General features: G+C 70.1%; 10 protein-coding genes. 6 read left to right on the forward strand and 4 right to left on the reverse strand.

Annotated features, from left to right (window positions below; all coding sequences use genetic code 11):
• Nucleotides 1-16: 16 nt before the first annotated feature.
• Nucleotides 17-2,653, forward strand: a complete 2,637-nt coding sequence (locus ABTX60_RS05490; protein ID WP_352095744.1) for a SpoIIE family protein phosphatase — start codon at nt 17-19, stop codon at nt 2,651-2,653.
• Nucleotides 2,654-2,722: 69 nt separating this feature from the next.
• Nucleotides 2,723-3,811, forward strand: a complete 1,089-nt coding sequence (locus ABTX60_RS05495) for a glycoside hydrolase family 18 protein (RefSeq protein WP_352095745.1) — start codon at nt 2,723-2,725, stop codon at nt 3,809-3,811.
• On the opposite strand, the gene ABTX60_RS05500 is transcribed toward ABTX60_RS05495, so the two are convergent.
• Genes ABTX60_RS05500 through ABTX60_RS05515 form a run of 4 tightly spaced genes read right to left on the reverse strand, consistent with a single transcriptional unit; the run spans nt 3,812 to nt 7,728 of the window.
• Nucleotides 3,812-4,588 carry a succinate dehydrogenase/fumarate reductase iron-sulfur subunit gene (locus tag ABTX60_RS05500; RefSeq protein ID WP_352095746.1) on the reverse strand — a complete coding sequence of 259 codons (777 nt, stop codon included), beginning with the start codon at nt 4,586-4,588 and terminating at the stop codon, nt 3,812-3,814.
• Nucleotides 4,585-6,525 (reverse strand): fumarate reductase/succinate dehydrogenase flavoprotein subunit, encoded by a 1,941-nt coding sequence (locus tag ABTX60_RS05505; RefSeq protein WP_352095747.1) that lies wholly within the window; start codon nt 6,523-6,525, stop codon nt 4,585-4,587. Before ABTX60_RS05505 ends, ABTX60_RS05500 begins: the two co-directional genes overlap by 4 nt.
• Before the next feature lie 18 nt (nt 6,526-6,543).
• The gene (gene sdhC / locus ABTX60_RS05510) at nt 6,544-7,380 is read right to left on the reverse strand and encodes a succinate dehydrogenase subunit SdhC (protein ID WP_352095748.1); all 837 of its coding nucleotides are present in this window, start codon (nt 7,378-7,380) and stop codon (nt 6,544-6,546) included.
• 57 nt (nt 7,381-7,437) lie between these two features.
• Entirely contained in the window at nt 7,438-7,728 is a 291-nt protein-coding gene (locus tag ABTX60_RS05515) for an Rv0250c family protein (RefSeq protein ID WP_053671702.1), read from the reverse strand.
• Between the two features lie 288 nt (nt 7,729-8,016).
• Here ABTX60_RS05515 and ABTX60_RS05520 point away from each other — a divergent pair, with 288 nt between their 5' ends.
• The 4 genes from ABTX60_RS05520 (at nt 8,017) to ABTX60_RS05535 (ending at nt 15,262) form a co-directional block, all read left to right on the forward strand.
• Nucleotides 8,017-10,170 carry an ABC transporter family substrate-binding protein gene (locus tag ABTX60_RS05520; protein WP_352095749.1) on the forward strand — a complete coding sequence of 718 codons (2,154 nt, stop codon included), beginning with the start codon at nt 8,017-8,019 and terminating at the stop codon, nt 10,168-10,170.
• A gap of 113 nt (nt 10,171-10,283) precedes the next feature.
• Nucleotides 10,284-10,934, forward strand: coding sequence for a hypothetical protein (locus tag ABTX60_RS05525; protein ID WP_352095750.1), 651 nt, complete (start codon nt 10,284-10,286; stop codon nt 10,932-10,934).
• A 140-nt stretch (nt 10,935-11,074) separates the two neighbouring features.
• On the forward strand, nt 11,075-12,982 hold the full coding sequence (gene typA, locus ABTX60_RS05530; RefSeq protein WP_352095751.1) for a translational GTPase TypA: 1,908 nt from the start codon (nt 11,075-11,077) through the stop codon (nt 12,980-12,982).
• 639 nt (nt 12,983-13,621) lie between these two features.
• On the forward strand, nt 13,622-15,262 hold the full coding sequence (locus ABTX60_RS05535; RefSeq protein WP_352095752.1) for a peptide ABC transporter substrate-binding protein: 1,641 nt from the start codon (nt 13,622-13,624) through the stop codon (nt 15,260-15,262).
• Nucleotides 15,263-15,271 lie beyond the last annotated feature (9 nt).

Here is a 15,271-nt window from a genome sequence, read left to right on the forward strand (position 1 = left end):
GGAGGGGACGGTTCGCGTGAGCGAGATACCAGCGAAGGCCACGGAGTCCGAGGACCCGTCGGAGGGCGCGAGGGCGAGGGCTGCCGACGGCCTGGCCTCCGCGGTGGGTGGTGCGCTCGCCGTCGACGGTGTGCGGTCCGGGGACGCCATGTGGCAGAGCAGTCCCCCCGGGTCCATCTACGACTACATCAGGGTCGCGTCCTTCTCCATCGGCCCCGACGGGCTGGTCGACCAGTGGAGCCTGCGCGCCGAGCACCTGTTCGGCATCCGTGCCGACCGCGCCGTGGGCATGGACCCCATCGAGGCGTTCATCGACCCGCGCCACCGTGAGCGCGGCATGCGCAAGATGGCCGAGATCCTCGACGGCCGCGAGTGGACCGGCGTGGTGCCCTTCCGGATGCCGAGCGGCGCCGAGGGGGAATGCGGCCACGAGGGGCTCGCCGAGGTGTACGTCATGCCGACGCGCACCGAGGAGGGTGAGAAGGCCGCCGTCTGCATCGTCGTCGACGTGCGCACCCTGCGCAGCATCGAGACCGACCTCGCCGCCTCGCAGGCCATTTTCAGTCAATCCCCGTTCGGTTTCCTGCTGATCGACCCCGATCTGCGGGTCCGCCGCGCCAACCAGCGGTTCGCGTCCATCTTCGGCGGCACGCCCGACGACCACCGCGGCAAGGGCGTGCACGACTACCTCCAGCGCGGCGAGGCCGAGCGGGTGGCCGCGACCCTGCGCCGCGTGCTGGAGACCGGCAACTCCATCACGGACATGCACGTCACGGGCTTCGTGCCGGGCTCCGACGAGCGCCGCCACTGGTCCGTCAACCTCTACCGCGTGCACAGCGGTTCGGGCCGCCCCATCGGCGTCGCCTGGCTCGGCACCGACATCACCGCCCGCCGCGCCGCCGCCCGCGAGGCCGCCGCGGCCCGGCGCAACCTCGCCCTGCTGAACGAGGCGGGTGCCCGCATCGGCAACTCCCTCGACCTGGAGACCACGGCACGGCAACTCCTCGACGTCGTCGTCCCCGGCTTCTGCGACCTGGCCACCGTCGACCTCTACCAGGGCCTGCTGGCCGGTGACGAGACGCCGCCCGGGCTCGCCGACGGCAGCGCCGAGTTGCGCCGGGTGGCCTTCGCCAGCGCCGTCTCCGACGCGCCCTTCGCGGGCGCCGGTGTGCCCGTCGCGGTCGGTGCCGTCCACCACTACCCGTTCAACTCGCCCTGCGCGGACGCCCTGCGCACCGCCCGGCCCCAGACCGTCCCGGGCGAGGACGGCGGGCTCGTGCAGTCCACGCTCGCCGTGCCGATGGTCGCCCACGACACCGTGGTGGGGCTCGTGCAGTTCGCCCGCACCAAGGGCAGCGAGCCGTTCGGCGACCGTGACCGGGACCTGGCCGTCGAACTCGCCGCCCGAGCCGCGGTCTGCATCGACAACGCCCGCCTCTACCGCCGCGAGCACGAACGCGCGTTGATACTGCAGCGGTCCCTGCTCCCGCCCGGCGACCCGGAGGCCTCCGGCCTCGACATCGCCTGCCGCTACCTGCCCGGCAGCGTCAACACCGGCCGGCCCAGCGAGGTCGGCGGCGACTGGTTCGACGTCATCGAACTGCCCGGACACCGCACCGCGCTGGTCGTCGGCGACGTCATGGGCCGTGGCCTGCGCGCCGCCGTCGCCATGGGCGAACTCCGCACCGCGGTCCGCACGCTGGCCCAGCTCGACCTCGAACCGGCCGAAGTGCTCTCCCAGCTGGACGAGATCGCCCGTGGCCTCGGCGCCCCCGGAGGGGTTCAGCAGGCGACCCGGGCGGCCCGCCGGCCCCGCGAGGCGGACCTGTCGGAGGTGTACCTCGCGACCTGCGTCTACGCCGTCTACGACTCCGTCACCCGGCGCTGCACCTTCGCCAACGCGGGCCATCTGCCGCCGGTGCTGGTCGAACCGGGTGAGGCGGCGCTGATGCTCGACGTGCCGCCGGGCATGCCGCTCGGCGTCGGCGGGGAGCCCTTCGAGGAGGTCGAGGTCGAACTGCCCGAGGGCGCCCTGCTCGCGCTCTACACGGACGGCCTGGTCGAAAGCCGCGACCACCCCCTGGACGAGGGCCTCCAGGCCTTCGTCAGCGCCCTCTCCGACCCGACCCAGCCGCTGGAGGACGTCTGCGACCACGTCCTCAACACCCTCGACACCCATCACGGCGAGGACGACATCGCGCTGCTGATGGCACGTGTCCAGGGGCTGCCCACGGAATCCGTCGGTGACTGGACCCTGCCGCGCGAGCCGCGCAGCGTGGGGCGGGCCCGCGAGTACGCGCGCGCCCAGCTGCTCGCCTGGGACATGGAACCCCTGGTCGACACCACGGAACTCCTGGTCAGCGAGCTGGTCACCAACGCCCTGCGCTACGGCGAGGGCGAGATCCGCCTGCGCCTGCTGCTCGACCGCACCCTGGTCTGCGAGGTGTGGGACTCCGGCCTGGTCCAGCCCCGCCGCCGCCGGGCCCGTGACACCGACGAGGGCGGCCGCGGCCTCCAACTGGTCGGCCTCCTGAGCGCGGCGTGGGGCTCCCGCCGCACCCCGCGGGGCAAGACGGTCTGGTTCGAACTGCCTTTGCCGGGCGGCGACACGAGCCTCACGGATCCGGCGGAGGCCCTCCTGAGTCTGTTCTGACCCGCAACCGAACAGAGATGCTGATCGTCCTCCCCGGCAACATCAACCGCACCACCGGGGGGAGACGGCATGGACCGCACGGAAGGCGCCGACAACGAGAACTCCTTAGCGCCACAAGGGGATCCCGAGCCCGCCCGGGGCAGCGGCACCAGGCGCCGGCGCTGGGTCAGACGCACGGCCATCGGCCTCCCCCTGCTGCTCCTGCTCCCGCTCCTCTCCGCATTGACCGCCCTCCGCATCAACTACATGGGCGACCCGGCGGACGACACCCGGACCCGCGACCGGGACGCCCTGTGGCTCGGTCACGCCTGGGTCGACGGCCGCAAGAAGGACGCCGACGTCACCGCCCTCGCGCGCCGCCTGCAAGGCACCGGCATCCGTGACCTGTACGTCCACTCCGGCCCGCTGGAACACGACGGCACGCTTCCGGAGTCCGTGTATCCCAGGGCTCGCTGGTTCATCGACGCGGTCCACGAGAAGCTGCCCGGCGTCCGGGTCCAGGCCTTCCTCGGCGATGTCCTCGCCACCGAGAGCCCGGACGGGATGCGTTTGAAGGAGCCGGAGACCCGAGCCGCGGTCGTCCGCTCCGCCCGCCAGGTCCTGGACACCGGCTACGAGGGCATCCACCTGGACCTGGAGCCCCTGCACTCCGGCGACGGCGACTACCTCACCCTGCTCGAAGCCGTGCGCCGCGAGACCCGCTCCCGGGACGCGCGACTCTCCGTCGCCGCCCACCAGATCGACCCGCTCCCGGCCTTCCACACCGTCTGGGGCGGCATCACCGGCCACCCCAAGTGGTGGTCGCAGGAGTTCTTCGGCCAGGTCGCCCGCCGCGTCGACCAGATCGCCGTGATGTCGTACGACACGATGCAGCCCCTGCAGAGCACCTACGGCGGTTATGTCGCCCAGCAGACCTCCCTCGCCCTGGAGGTCACCCCGCCGTCCACCGACCTGCTGATGGGGCTGCCCTTCTTCCACGAGAACCGCTTCGGGCACTGGAACCACGCCGAAACCGTCCCCGCCGCCGTACGCGGCGTCCGCCTGGGCCTGTCCCGGACGGACGCGGACCGGGCCCGCTTCGGTGTCGCGCTGTACATCGACTTCGCCGCGACCGAGGCGGACTGGCGTGCGTACCAGGAGGGCTGGGCCGACGAGTGATCAGCCTGCCGAGGAGCGCCTCCTGATCTTCGAGCCCAGCCACACCAGCGGGTCGTACTTGCGGTCGACCGCCCGTTCCTTCAGGGGGATCAGCGCGTTGTCCGTGATCTTGATGCCTTCCGGGCAGACCTCCGTGCAGCACTTGGTGATGTTGCAGTAGCCGAGGCCGTGTTCGTCCTGGGCGGTGGTCTTGCGGTCCAGGCCCGACTCCGCCGCCGCGTCCAGCGGGTGCATGTCCAGCTCCGCCACCCGCATCAGGAAACGCGGCCCGGCGAACGCCTGCTTGTTCTCCTCGTGGTCGCGCACCACATGGCAGGTGTCCTGGCACAGGAAGCACTCGATGCACTTGCGGAACTCCTGCGAGCGGTCCACGTCCTCCTGCATCATGCGGTACTCGCCCGGTGCGACACCGGCCGGCGGGACGAAGGCCGGAACCTCCCTCGCCTTGGCGTAGTTGAAGCCGACGTCGGTGACCAGGTCGCGGACGACCGGGAACGCCCGCAGCGGCGTCACCGTGATCGTCTCCGCGCGGTCGAACACCGACATGCGCGTCATGCACAACAGCCGCGGACGGCCGTTGATCTCCGCCGAGCAGGAACCGCACTTGCCGGCCTTGCAGTTCCAGCGCACGGCGAGGTCGGGCGTCTGGGTGGCCTGGAGGCGGTGGATGATGTCGAGCACCACCTCACCGTCGTTGACCTCGACCTCGAAGTCCTCCAGGCCGCCGCCGCTCACGTCCCCGCGCCACACCTTGAAGTGGGCCGTATAGCCGCTCATTCGTAGAGCTCCTCTTCGGAGAGGTACTTGACCAGCTCCTCCTTGTCGAACAGGGCGAGCAGGTCGGCACGGACGGGTTCGGTGGTCTCGCGGGTGAGGGCGATCTGGCCGCGGACCGGGTCCGTCGCCGCCAGTCCGCCCGTCGGGTCGGTGAGCGCGCACAGCAGGTTGATCCGCCGCCACGTGCGGTCCATCGACGGGTGGTCCTCGCGTGTGTGCCCCCCGCGCGACTCGGTGCGCTCCAGCGCGGCCCGCGCCACGCACTCGCTGACCAGCAGCATGTTCCTGAGGTCCAGGGCGAGGTGCCAACCGGGGTTGAACTGCCGGTGCCCCTCGACCCCGGCCCGGCGCGCCCGCAGCCGCAGCTCGGCCAGCTTCTGAAGGGCCTGCTCCATCTCCGGCTCGCGGCGGATGATGCCGACCAGGTCGTTCATCGTCTGCTGGAGCTCCTGGTGCAGGGTGTACGGGTTCTCCGGCGGGCCGCCCGCCGGTTCCTCGATCTCCGCCTCGGCCGAGAAGGGCCGCAGGGCCTCCGCCGCCGCCGCGTCGACCTGGACGTCGTCCACCACGGGCCGCGCCCCGGCCAGACCGGCCGCGTACTCGGCCGCGTGCCGGCCCGCCCGGCGGCCGAACACCAGCAGGTCCGACAGCGAGTTGCCGCCGAGCCGGTTGGAGCCGTGCATACCGCCGGCCACCTCACCGGCCGCGTACAGCCCGGGCACCCCGCGCGCCGCCGCCGTGTCGGACTCGACCGCGACCCCGCCCATGACGTAGTGGCAGGTGGGCCCGACCTCCATCGCCTCCGCCGTGATGTCGACGTCCGCCAGCTCCTTGAACTGGTGGTACATCGACGGCAGCCGGCGCCTGATGGTCTCGGCGGGCATCCGCGTCGACACGTCGAGGAACACGCCTCCGTGCGGGGAGCCGCGCCCCTCCTTCACCTCGGCGTTGATCGCCCGCGCGACCTCGTCACGGGGGAGCAGCTCGGGCGGGCGCCGGTTGTGGTCCGGGTCGTCGTACCAGCGGTCGCCCTCCTCCTCCGTCTCGGCGTACTTGTCCTTGAAGACGTCGGGGATGTAGTCGAACATGAACCGCTTGCCCTCGGAGTTGCGCAGCACCCCGCCGTCGCCGCGCACCGACTCGGTGACGAGGATGCCCTTCACCGACGGCGGCCAGACCATGCCGGTCGGGTGGAACTGCACGAATTCCATGTTCAGCAGGGGAGCGCCCGCGAGCAGGGCGAGTGCGTGGCCGTCGCCGGTGTACTCCCAGGAGTTCGACGTCACCTTGAAGGACTTGCCGATGCCGCCGGTGGCGATCACCACGGCCGGCGCCTCCAGCACGAAGAAGCGGCCCGACTCGCGCTCGTAGGCGAAGACCCCGGAGACCCGGCCGCCCTCTTTCAGCACGCGCGTGACCGTGCACTCCTGGAAGACCTTCAGCCGGGACTCGTAGTCGCCGGTCTCCTTGTGGTCCTCCTGCTGGAGGGAGACGATCTTCTGCTGGAGGGTGCGGATCAGTTCCAGGCCGGTGCGGTCACCGACGTGCGCGAGGCGCGGGTACTCGTGGCCGCCGAAGTTGCGCTGGGAGATCCGGCCGTCCTTCGTACGGTCGAAGAGCGCGCCCCAGGTCTCCAGCTCCCACACCCGCTGCGGCGCCTCCTGGGCGTGCAGCTCGGCCATCCGCCACTGGTTGAGGAACTTGCCGCCGCGCATGGTGTCGCGGAAGTGCACCTGCCAGTTGTCACCGCTGTTGACGTTGGCCATGGCCGCGGCGATGCCGCCCTCGGCCATCACCGTGTGCGCCTTGCCGAACAGCGACTTGCAGATCACGGCCGTACGGGCGCCCCGCTCCCGGGCCTCGATGGCGGCGCGCAGGCCCGCGCCGCCCGCGCCCACCACGACGACGTCCCACTCCTGCCGGTCGACCACGGACATCGATAAGGTCCCATCCCTCTAGAAGAAGCGCGGATCGTCGAAGGCACCCGACGCGACCAGGTAGACGTAGAAGTCGGCGAGCGCCACGCTCACCAGCGACGCCCAGGCGAGCTGCATGTGCCGGGCGTTGAGCTTCCCCGCCCACTGCCACATCCGGTAGCGCACCGGATGTCTGGAGAAGTGCTTGAGCTTGCCGCCGACGATGTGCCGGCAGGAGTGGCAGGAGATCGTGTACGCCCAGATCAGGACGATGTTGACCAGGAACACGAGCGTGCCGAGACCCATGTGGCCCCAGGCGTAGGTCTCGTCGCGGAAGGCGAGCACGGTGTCGTAGGTCAGGATCCCGGCGACCACGATCGCGGCGTAGAAGAAGTACCGGTGGATGTTCTGCAGGATCAGCGGGAACCGGGTCTCGCCGGTGTACTTCCCGTGCGGCTCGGCGACCGCGCAGGCCGGCGGGGACGCCCAGAAGCCCCGGTAGTAGGCCTTGCGGTAGTAGTAGCAGGTCAGGCGGAAGCCGAGCGGGAAGATCAGGATGATGATCGCGGGCGAGATGCCCCACCAGCTTCCGAAGAGCTCCCAGTTCGGGCCGGACCTCATCGGCTCGCAGTTCTCCGCCAGGCACGGGGAGTAGAAGGGCGAGACGTACGGCGCCGCGTAGTAGTCGGTGTTCGCGAAGGCCCGCCACGTCGAGTACACGATGAAGGCGAGCAGGCCCGCGGCGGTGCCGGCCGGGGCCAGCCACCAGCGGTCGGTGCGCAGGTGCGGGGCGGCGATCGCGGCGCGCGCGGCGCCCCGGACACCGCCGCTCTCAGGTCTGGGTTCGGTGGCAGGGGGTTCCGTACCAGTGGCCACGTGACGACTCCGGTCGGGTTCGGGGGAGGTGCCGGTCGGGCTCGACTCCTCCCCGGATCAGGGAGCGCGCCGGTCCCGGGCGCCGAGCCCCTCGTCGTCCGAGTCGCTCCACAGGGCGGAGTCGTACGGCGTGTCCGAGATGGTGACCAGCTCGGGGCGGGTCGGCGCGGCCGGTGACGCGGCGGCGTCGCGCAGCAGGGCGACGCTCTCGCGCAGGTGGTTGGCGTCGGCACGGACGCGGCGCATCTCCAGGCCGCCGGTGCCGAGCTGCTTCTCCAGGCGCCCCAGCGATCGGAACACCTCGTCGAGACTGCGCTGGACTGACATCAGTTCGTCGTGAACGGACATGACTTGCCCTCACTTCCGCGGGTCCTTCGTGGCCCAAGGCGGCGACGCTCATGCGCCTGCGAGTGTTGCGCGTCACACCTTGTGCTGTGAAGGGATGTGCATCGATTGGCCGAGGCGTACGGGTGCATTGCGCGGTGCGTTGCGCCGCACGGGTGACTTCCCGTCCGTGACCGCCGTGTCGCCCTGTGTTGCCGAACCCTTTCCTCTTCAGTGGCCGCATACATCAGATGAAAGCCAAATACCGCCAAACGTGATCATAACGCCCGCGGCTTCCCGGAGGTAGCACAGATGTCCCAGCACGGCGTCGGCCCGCGCGCGGTCATGCGCTCGGTCGCCTTCCTCACCGCGGGAGTGCTCGCGGTGCCCGCGCTCGCCGGATGCGGCTCCGACGACCCGTCCGGCAAGCCGCTCGCCGGGCAGGACATCCAGCCCGCCCCCCGGGACCGGATCACCGACGGAGGCACCCTGCGCTGGGCCGTCGACTCCGTACCGGACACGCTGAACACCTTCCAGTCGGACGCCGACGCGACCACCGCCCGCGTCGCCCAGGCCGTCCTGCCGTCGATGTTCCGCATGGACGCCTCCGGCCGCCCGGAGCGCGACCCCGACTACCTGGAGTCCGCCGAGGTCGTCGACACCGAGCCCAAGCAGGTCGTCCTCTACAAGCTCAACCAGCAGGCCGTCTGGAGCGACGGCCGGGAGATCGGCGCCGCCGACTTCGCGGCCCAGTGGCGCGCCCTGTCCGGCAAGAACACCGCCTACTGGACCGCCCGCAACGCCGGCTACGACCGCATCCAGAAGATCGAGCGCGGCGACAACGCCCTGGAGGTCCGGGTCACCTTCAGCCGGCCCTACGCGGACTGGCGCTCGCTGTTCTCCCCGCTGTACCCGAAGGACGTCATGGGCACCCCGGACTCCTTCAACGACGGGGCCCGCAAGAAGCTCAAGGTCACCGCCGGACCCTTCACCGTGAAGAAGGTCGACCGCGAGGACGAGGAGATCACCCTCGCCCGCAGCCCGCGCTGGTGGGGCAAGCCGGCCAAGCTCTCCGAGATCGTGCTGCGCACCGTCCCGCGCGACAAGCGGGCCGCCGAGCTGGCCGCGGGCGAGCTCGACCTGGCCGAGATCGACCCCACGGCGGCCCGCCGCATCACCGTCGCCGCCCGCCCGCAAAGTTCCGCCAGCCCGCTCATGGGCCCCGGCGCCGACCGGTCCGCCGCGGACTCCCTCGAGTCCTGGGCCCGCGCCAACGGCTCCGACGAGGACGCCGCCGACGAGGAGACCGTCGCCCGCAAGAAGCTGCGCAAGGCGGCCGTCAAGTACGCCCGCCAGCAGCAGGCACTCAGCGGCTTCGAGGTCCGCAAGTCCCTGGAGCCCGCCTACACCCAGCTCGCCCTGAACGGCGCCGAGGGCCCGCTCACCGACGAGCGGGTCCGCAGGGCCGTCGCCCGCGCCCTGGACCGCAAGGAACTCGCCCGGGTCGTCCTGGGGCCCCTCGGCCTGCCCGCCGTCCCGGTCGGCAGCCACCTCGCCCTGTCCGGCCAGGCCGCCTACGCCGACAACAGCGGCGCCCTCGGCGGCCAGGACACCAAGGAGGCCCAGGCCCTGCTCGCGGACGCCGGGTGGGTGCGCGGCGGCCCGGTCAAGGAGGAGAAGAAGAAGGAGAAGGAGAAGGCGGCCGGCCCCGAGGGCGGCAAGGCCGACGACTCCGGCGAGGACGACAAGGCGCGGCGCGGACCGGACCCCGCCGAGCACCTCGTCCGGGACGGCAAGCAGTACGCGGCCCCGCACCAGGGCGGCGCCCCAGGGGCGTACGCCCCTGGGGGCACAGCCGCCCCGGCGAACCAGGAGGCCGCCCCGCTCGCCAAGAACGGCAAGCCCCTCACGCTCCGCTTCGTGCTGCCCTCCGGGCCCGGCTCCCAGCCGCTGCGCACGGTCGCGGACCGCATCTCCCGCATGCTGGAGCGCGTCGGCATCACCACCGAGATCTCCAAGGTCTCCGACGAGTCCTACTTCAAGGACCACATCGCCTCCGGCCAGTACGACCTGGCCCTGTACTCCTGGCCCGCCACGGCGTTCCCCGCCACCGACGCCCGCCCCGTCTACGCCAAGCCCGTCCCGGCCGCCGACGGCTCGCTGAACGTCGAGCAGAACTACACCCGCGTCGGCACCGACCAGGTGGACCAGCTCTTCGACGAGGCCGTGGCCACACTCGACGAGGGCGAGTCGAACTCCCTGCTCCGCAAGGCCGACTCCCGGATCTGGGCGGCGGCCGGCTCGATCCCCCTCTTCCAGCGCCCCCAGCTCCTGGCGGCCCGCAAGAACCTGGTCAACACCGGCGCCTTCGGCCTCGGCACGCCGGTCTACGAGGACATGGGCTTCCTGAAGAAGGGCGCGAAGCCGGCGGCGGGCCCGTCGGTGAAGGGCACGACCGCCCCGTAGCTCTGGGAACGCTCAAACGGCTTGCCGTCCCCGCCCGGCGTCCGCACCCTGGGATCAGCAGTGATCATGGTGCGGACGCCGGGCGTCCGTATGCAGGGGAGGGGAGCCGGGGGATGCGCGGCAGAGTGGGGCGAGCCTGCGGGGCGGGGCTGGTCATCGGGGTGCTGGTGACGGGGGTGGCGGCGTGCACGGGGAGCGCGGGCGGGAACGAGGCCGACCAGGGCCATAGGCCGGTCAAGCCCGTCGCGACGGCCTGTGCGAACGGCACCTTCACCTGGTCCCACCTCACCGAGCGGGACCGGTTGACCGGCGTCTCCGACCCCGAGCGGCTCGGGAAGGGCGGCGGCCCTCTGCAGAACCCGATGCGGCGGGTGTACACCCCCAGCCCCTCGGTACGCGCCGACGGACCGGCCCCGTCCCCCGCGGAGATCCTCTTCTCGCTCGGCAAGAAGGCCGGCGAGATCGACTCCGACGCGCGCACCCTGGCGGAGGCGGGCGAGACCTGGCCGTTCACCGACGCCCGGCAGCCGGCCCCGGAGCTCGACACCGACCGCATCAAGCCCGACACGGCGGGCGAGTACATCCAGTACGCCGGTGTGAGGGAGGTGGCGGCGGACTTCCGCTACCGCTGCCCGGACGGCAGGACCGTCTCCGGTCACGCCCGGAACTGGACGGTCGACTTCGCCGTCCTGACCGACTGCGGGGTACGCCCGGACTCACCCGTGGCCCGGGAGGCCGCCCGGCGGTCCTGCGGACCGGCCTGACCTGCGCCGACGTAGCCCGGCTAACCCCTGCCGCCGCAGCCCCGTACCATGGGGTGAGGCCGTGGCATGTTGAGCCCGGCAGGGCCCGCGCACCACCGACGTACGCGCAGGGCATTCACTACTCCGGGAGTACGCCTTTTATGGCCACGCGCCACGACATCCGCAACGTCGCCATCGTCGCCCACGTCGACCACGGCAAGACCACCATCGTCGACGGCATGCTGAAGCAGGCCGGCGCCTTCGCCGCGCACCAGCTCGACTCGGTCGACGACCGCATGATGGACTCGAACGACCTGGAGCGTGAGAAGGGCATCACGATCCTGGCCAAGAACACGGCGGTGAAGTACCACCCGAAGGACGGGGGGGACGTCATCACCATCAACATCATCGACACCCCCGGCCACGCCGACTTCGGCGGCGAGGTGGAGCGCGGTCTGTCGATGGTCGACGGCGTCGTCCTGCTCGTGGACGCCTCCGAGGGCCCGCTCCCGCAGACCCGCTTCGTGCTGCGCAAGGCGCTCCAGCAGCGCCTGCCCGTCATCCTGTGCATCAACAAGACGGACCGCCCGGACTCCCGGATCGACGAGGTCGTCAACGAGACCTACGACCTCTTCCTCGACCTGGATGCCGACGAGGAGCAGATCGAGTTCCCGATCGTCTACGCCTGCGGCCGCGACGGCATCGCCTCGCTGACCAAGCCGGACAACGGCACGGTCCCGTCCGACTCCACCAGCCTGGAGCCGTTCTTCTCCACGATCCTGGAGCACATCCCGGCCCCGACCTACGACGAGGACGCCCCGCTCCAGGCCCACGTCACCAACCTCGACGCCGACAACTTCCTCGGCCGTATCGCGCTGCTCCGCGTCGAGCAGGGCGAGCTGCGCAAGGGCCAGACGGTCGCCTGGATGAAGCGCGACGGGTCCGTCGGCAACGTCCGCATCTCCGAGCTGATGATGACCGAGGCGCTCACCCGCAAGCCGGCCGAGATGGCGGGCCCCGGTGACATCTGTGCCGTCGCCGGCATCCCGGACATCATGATCGGCGAGACCCTGGCCGACCCGGAGAACCCGGTCGCGCTGCCGTTGATCACGGTCGACGAGCCCGCGATCTCCATGGTCATCGGCACCAACACCTCCCCGCTGGTCGGCCGTGGCGCCACCGGCAAGGGCGCCGACAACAAGGCGGCCGTCAAGGACCGCAAGGTCACCGCCCGCCAGGTCAAGGACCGCCTCGACCGCGAGCTGATCGGTAACGTCAGCCTCCGCGTGCTCGACACCGAGCGTCCCGACGCCTGGGAGGTGCAGGGCCGCGGCGAGCTGGCGCTGGCCATCCTGGTCGAGCAGATGCGCCGTGAGGGCTTCGAGCTGACCATCGGCAAGCCGCAGGTCGTCACCAAGGAGGTCGACGGCAAGACGTACGAGCCCGTCGAGCGCATGACGATCGACGTGCCCGAGGAGCACATGGGCGCCGTCACGCAGCTCATGGGCGTCCGCAAGGGCCGCATGGACAACATGTCGAACCACGGCTCCGGCTGGGTCCGCATGGAGTTCGTGGTGCCGTCGCGCGGTCTCATCGGCTTCCGGACCGAGTTCCTGACGCAGACCCGCGGCACCGGCATCGGGCACTCCATCCACGAGGGCTTCGAGCCCTGGTTCGGCACGCTGCAGACCCGTAACAACGGCTCGCTGGTCGCCGACCGCTCCGGTGCCGTCACCGCCTTCGCCATGACGAACCTCCAGGAGCGCGGCGTGCTCTTCGTGGATCCCGGCACCGAGGTGTACGAGGGCATGATCGTCGGTGAGAACTCGCGCTCCGACGACATGGACGTGAACATCACCAAGGAGAAGAAGCTCACGAACATGCGGTCCGCCTCGGCCGACTCGTTCGAGGCGATCGTCCCGCCGCGCAAGCTGTCGCTGGAGCAGTCCCTGGAGTTCTGCCGGGACGACGAGTGCGTCGAGGTCACTCCGGAGGCCGTGCGCATCCGCAAGGTGAACCTGGACGCCCGCGAGCGCGCCCGCGCCGCGAGCCGCGCCAAGCACGGCTGACGCCCGCCGCTGCGACGACGACACCGGGCACCCCGCGAGGCGGGGTGCCCGGTGCTGTTGTCTGGCCGGTGCTGTTGTCCGGTGCTGTTGTCCAAAAGGCAGGGAACGCGGAGGCAAGGGTAGGGAAAACCCTCGACTTGCCCGCGACAGCCGTCAGGGGCGGATTTCTCCCACTACCCTGCTCCGGAAGCGCCACGCGTCCCCGGCCTCGGGGATCGCGCAACGGCCTTGCCGCACAAGCTATTTGAGCGCGCGACAGACGCCGATGGAACCCTGCACGGATTCCACGGTACGCCGCAAGCGGTTTATCTCACTCTCGCGTCCGGAATGCGGACAGCCGACACCGATAGATGTGTAACAAGTCCGTTTCGCAGGGATCTTTCACCAAACCCTTTGTCCGGATTTTGGAAGATGTAGGCGAGAGCTGTGATCGAACCGAGACCTCGAGAGTGTGGTTCGGTCCTGGCGTTTGGCAGATAGTTAGGCGCGTAGAGCTCGGATGTACGGGTCAGTAGCCGGCAGCGGCGCGACTCACGAGCGCGGGGGCACTCGACGAATTCCGGCACCGGCGACGGGCGGGGGCCGTGATGTGTCGTGTGCTCCCTTCGCGGTGAACCAATGACTTCATAGGAGGAACCCATGCGCGGTGCCAAGAGCGCCAAGTGGGTCGCGGGGGCGATAGTCGTCGCCCTGGCCGCCACCGCCTGCGGCGGCGGCGACGACAGTGCCGGCGACGACATGAACAAGGGGAAGGCCGACCCGAACGGCATCGTCACTGCGCAGCTGAGCGAACCGCAGAACCCGCTGCAGCCGGCCAACGCCAAGGAGAGCCAGGGCAGCCGCGTGCTGCGCACGATCTTCGCCGGCCTGGTCGACTACGAGCCCGGCACCGGCAAGCTCGAGTACATCAACGCCGAGTCGGTCACGCCGAACAAGGACTCGTCGGAGTGGACCGTCAAGCTCAAGCCGGGCTGGAAGTTCCACGACGGCACCACGGTCACCGCGAAGTCCTACGTGGACTCCTGGAACTGGTCCGCCAACATCAAGAACAACCAGACCAACTCCAGCTGGTTCTCGGACATCGTCGGTTTCGCGGACGTGCACCCGGAGAAGGGTGACCCGAAGAGCGACAAGATGTCGGGTCTGAAGGTCGTCGACGACAACACCTTCACGATCAAGCTGACGCAGCCGGTCTCGTACTTCGCGTACAAGCTGGGCTACGACGTGTGGGCGCCGCTGCCCGAGGCCTTCTTCAAGGACCCGAAGGGCTTCGGCCAGAAGCCGGTCGGCAACGGCCCGTACAAGTTCGTGTCCTGGGAGCACAACAAGCTCATCAAGGTCCGCAAGTTCGCGGGCTACAAGGGCCCGAACGTCGCCAAGAACGGCGGCATCGACTTCAAGAACTACACGACCGCCGACGCCGCGTACTCGGACCTGCGCTCGGACAACGTGGACTGGATCGAGCAGGTCCCGACCACCGCGCTGACGAACTACAAGTCGGACCTCGGCGACCGTGCCATCGACGAGCCGTACTCGGCCGTCCAGTCGATCGTCCCGGCGTTCTACACCAAGCAGTTCAAGGACATCGACCCCAAGGTCATCCAGGGTCTGTCCATGGCGATCGACCGCCAGACGATCACCAAGACCGTCCTCCAGGGCACGCGTACCCCGGCCGACTCCTACGTCGCCCCGGGTGTCCTCGGCTACAAGAAGGGCGCGCTCGGCGACATCGTCAAGTTCGACCCGGCCCAGGCCAAGAAGCTCATCCAGGAGGGTGGCGGCGTCCCGGGCAACAAGATCCAGATCCAGTACAACGCCGACCAGGACCACAAGCCCTGGGTCGACGCGGTCTGCAACTCGATCCGCAAGTCCACCGGCGTGGAGTGCACCGGCGACCCGAAGCCGACCTTCCAGGCCGACCTCGACGCCCGTGACAAGGACCAGGTCAAGTCCATGTACCGCGGTGGCTGGGTGCTCGACTACCCGGTCAACTCGAACTTCATGCGCGACCTGTACGGCTCCACGGCGGCCGGCAACACCAGCGGTTACTCCAACAAGGAGTTCGACAAGCTGAGCTCCGAGGCGGACAAGGCCAGCTCGATCGACGAGACCGTGAAGATGTACCAGCAGGCGGAGCAGCTCCTCGCCAAGGACATGCCGGCCATTCCGCTCTGGTTCTACAAGGTCAACAGCGGTCAGTCCAAGAACATCCTGGGCAAGATCGAGTACGGCCAGGACGGTGACCCGATCTTCGACACCATCCAGGTCAAGCAGAAGTAACCAGACGAC

This window comes from Streptomyces sp. NPDC126510 (assembly GCF_040302345.1).
Lineage (GTDB): Bacteria > Actinomycetota > Actinomycetes > Streptomycetales > Streptomycetaceae > Streptomyces.

Bases quoted from the DNA above. Each gene is read 5' to 3' on its own strand.
- ABTX60_RS05515 (WP_053671702.1), bottom strand. From the start codon at position 7,728: ATGTCCGTTCACGACGAACTGATGTCAGTCCAGCGCAGTCTCGACGAG.
- ABTX60_RS05500 (WP_352095746.1), bottom strand. From the start codon at position 4,588: ATGAGCGGCTATACGGCCCACTTCAAGGTGTGGCGCGGGGACGTGAGC.
- ABTX60_RS05520 (WP_352095749.1), top strand. From the start codon at position 8,017: ATGTCCCAGCACGGCGTCGGCCCGCGCGCGGTCATGCGCTCGGTCGCC.
- typA (WP_352095751.1), top strand. From the start codon at position 11,075: ATGGCCACGCGCCACGACATCCGCAACGTCGCCATCGTCGCCCACGTC.
- ABTX60_RS05525 (WP_352095750.1), top strand. From the start codon at position 10,284: ATGCGCGGCAGAGTGGGGCGAGCCTGCGGGGCGGGGCTGGTCATCGGG.
- ABTX60_RS05535 (WP_352095752.1), top strand. From the start codon at position 13,622: ATGCGCGGTGCCAAGAGCGCCAAGTGGGTCGCGGGGGCGATAGTCGTC.
- ABTX60_RS05505 (WP_352095747.1), bottom strand. From the start codon at position 6,525: ATGTCCGTGGTCGACCGGCAGGAGTGGGACGTCGTCGTGGTGGGCGCG.
- ABTX60_RS05495 (WP_352095745.1), top strand. From the start codon at position 2,723: ATGGACCGCACGGAAGGCGCCGACAACGAGAACTCCTTAGCGCCACAA.